Source organism: Stenotrophomonas sp. STEN022, assembly GCF_056760155.1.
Genome location: NZ_JBRREG010000184.1, coordinates 1 through 2,954, shown reverse-complemented (window position 1 = coordinate 2,954; position 2,954 = coordinate 1). Strand labels below are relative to the sequence as shown.

General features: G+C 65.0%; 2 protein-coding genes. Both read left to right on the top strand.

Going from position 1 to position 2,954, the window contains the following annotated elements; translation table 11 throughout:
- Positions 1-146: 146 nt before the first annotated feature.
- Positions 147-1,277, top strand: coding sequence for a flagellar biosynthesis protein FlhB (gene flhB / locus ACVOMF_RS20765; RefSeq protein WP_481510956.1), 1,131 nt, complete (start codon positions 147-149; stop codon positions 1,275-1,277).
- On the top strand, positions 1,274-2,954 hold a 1,681-nt coding region (locus tag ACVOMF_RS20760), incomplete at its 3' end, for a flagellar biosynthesis protein FlhA (protein WP_481510955.1). The genes flhB and ACVOMF_RS20760, both read left to right, overlap by 4 nt.

Sequence of the window (2,954 nt, the reverse complement as noted above, 5' to 3'; positions counted from 1 at the left end):
GGTAAATCCCCATGCCGAGCATGGCTCGGCACTACAGGTTTGGGTTCATGGGTAATGCTTCTGCCGAGCATGGCTCGGCACTACCGGAACCGGTTCTGGAATGATTTTTGCACGGCCATGGAAGAACCCTCCTTCCATGCCATGCAATGTCCGAGAACGAACAGGCCGGGGAAAAAACCGAACTCCCAACCGAAAAACGCCTGCGCGAGGCCCGCGAGCAAGGCAATATCCCGCGCTCGCGCGAGCTGGCGACCGCCGCGGTATTCGTCGCCGCCGTGCTGGCGCTGTATGCCATGGCCGGCTCCATGGGCAGCTCGGCCCGGCAGTGGATGAAGGCCGCGCTGTCGCCTGAGGTCGGGCTACTCAATACCCCGAACGCCCTGTTCGGCCACGCTGGCTGGATGTTGCTCAAGCTGATGCTGGCCTTCAGCCCCCTGCTCCTGGTGTGTCTTGCTGCCGGCATGATTGCCCCGGCCTTGATGGGCGGGCTGCAGTTCTCCAACAAAGCGCTCATGCCCGATCTCAAGCGCATGAACCCATTGACCGGGATGAAGCGCCTGGTCGGCCCCGAAGCATTGGCCGAGCTGGTGAAATCTATGCTTCGCGTGGCCTTCGTCGGCACCGCTGCCGGCCTGTGCATCTGGCACGGCGCCGATGCCCTGCGCGGGCTGCTGCATCTGCCGCTCGAAAGCGCCATCGGCCGCGGATTGGCATTCACCCTCAAGCTGCTGCTGGCAACCGCTGGCGCCATGGCCCTGCTTGCCGCCATCGATGCGCCGTACCAGAAGTGGAACTGGCTGCGGAAGCTGAAGATGACCCGCGAAGAGCTGCGCCGTGAGATGAAGGAAAGCGAGGGCAGCCCCGAGGTGAAGGGCCGCATCCGGCAGATGCAGATGCAGCTGTCACAACGGCGGATGATGGAAGCCGTGCCCACCGCCGACGTGGTGCTGGTCAACCCCACACACTATGCGGTGGCTCTGAAATACGAGAGCGGACGCATGAGCGCCCCCACCGTGGTCGCCCGTGGCGTCGACGAACTGGCCCTGCGCATCCGCCAGGTAGCCGACGGCAACAAGGTCGCCGTCGTCTCGTCACCGCCTTTGGCACGCGCCTTGTATCGGGAAAGCCAACTCGGCAAGGAAATCCCCGTGAGACTGTATTCGGCTGTTGCCCTGGTCCTGTCCTACGTCTACCAGCTGCGCCAATGGCGCACTGGCCCAATGCCGCAGATGGCACCCATCGATATTGACGAGTTCGGCAAGGGAGAAACCCGATGAGCAGCCAGGGCTCGGGCCTGTCCGCACGGCGCGTACTGGACATGCTGCGCCACGGGCTTGGCGCGCCACTGATCGTGCTGGCCCTGCTGGCAATGGTGGTGGTGCCGCTGGCCGCACCGGTGCTGGATGCCCTGTTCACCCTGAACATCGCCATCTCCATGCTGGTGCTGCTGGCCGTGGTGTACGTGAAGCGGCCACTGGATTTCACCATCTTCCCGATCGTGCTGTTGGTCACCACCATGCTGCGGTTGGCACTGAACGTGGCCTCCACCCGCGTCATCCTGCTCAATGGCCAGGACGGCCACGAAGCCGCCGGCAAGGTGATCGCGGCGTTCGGTGAATTCGTCATCGGCGGCAACTACGCCGTCGGCATCGTGGTGTTCGCGATCCTGACCATCATCAACTTCGTGGTCATCACCAAGGGTGCCGGACGCGTGTCGGAAGTGACCGCACGCTTCATCCTGGACGCCATGCCCGGCAAGCAGATGGCGATCGACGCCGACCTCAACGCCGGTTTGCTGACGCGCGAGGAAGCCAAGGTCCGCCGCGAAGAAGTCCGCGAGGAAGCCGACTTCTACGGCGCAATGGACGGCGCCAGCAAATTCATCCGCGGCGACGCCATCGCCGGCATCCTGATTCTTTTCATCAACATGCTCGGCGGCCTGGCCGTGGGTGTACTGCAGCACGGCATGCCGTTCGGCGACGCAGCGGCCACCTATACGCTGCTGTCGATCGGTGACGGTTTGGTGGCGCAGCTGCCGGCATTGCTGGTTTCCAGCGCCGTGGCCATGCTGGTCACCCGCGCCTCGCGCTCGCAGGACATGAGCGAAGCGATGATGGGCCAGGTGTTCGGCCAGTACCGTGCACTGGCCATCACCGCTGGCATCATCGGCCTGGTCGGCCTGGTGCCGGGCATGCCGAACCTGGCCTTCCTCAGCCTGGCCGCGATCCTGGGTTTCATTGCCTGGAAACTGTGGAAGCGCGAGACCAGTGCTGCTGCCAAGACCTCCGCCAACGACACCAGCGCCAACGAAGGCGGCCTGAACGCGCTCGGCCAGCCGCAGCCAGCCCCCACCGCCGAATTGACCTGGGACGAGTTGCGCCCGGTCGATCCGCTGGGCCTGGAAGTGGGCTACCGGCTGATTCCGCTGGTCGACAAGGCCCAGGGCGGCGAGTTGATGACACGCATCAAGGGCGTGCGCCGCAAGCTCACCCAGGACCTGGGTTTCCTGATTCCGCCGGTACATATCCGCGACAACCTGGAACTGCCGGCCACCCATTACCGCCTGCTGATCCACGGCGTGCCGGTCAGTACCGCCGACATCCATCCGGACCGCGAACTGGCACTGGACCCGGGCAGCGCCATGGGCACGCTGGAGGGCATTGCCGGCAAGGATCCGGCGTTCGGCCTGGACGCCACCTGGATCCAACCGCATCAGCGCGCCCATGCCGAGTCGCTGGGTTACACCGTGGTCGATCCCGCCACCGTGGTCGCCACCCACCTGTCGCACCTGATCCGCGAGCACGCGCCGGAACTGCTCGGCCATGAAGAAGTCCAGCAACTGCTGGCGAACCTGGCCAAGAGCGCACCCAAGCTGGCCGAAGACCTCTCGCCCAAGGCGCTGCCGCTGTCCACCGTCGCCCGCGTGCTGCAGAACCTGCTGGTCGAGCGCATCC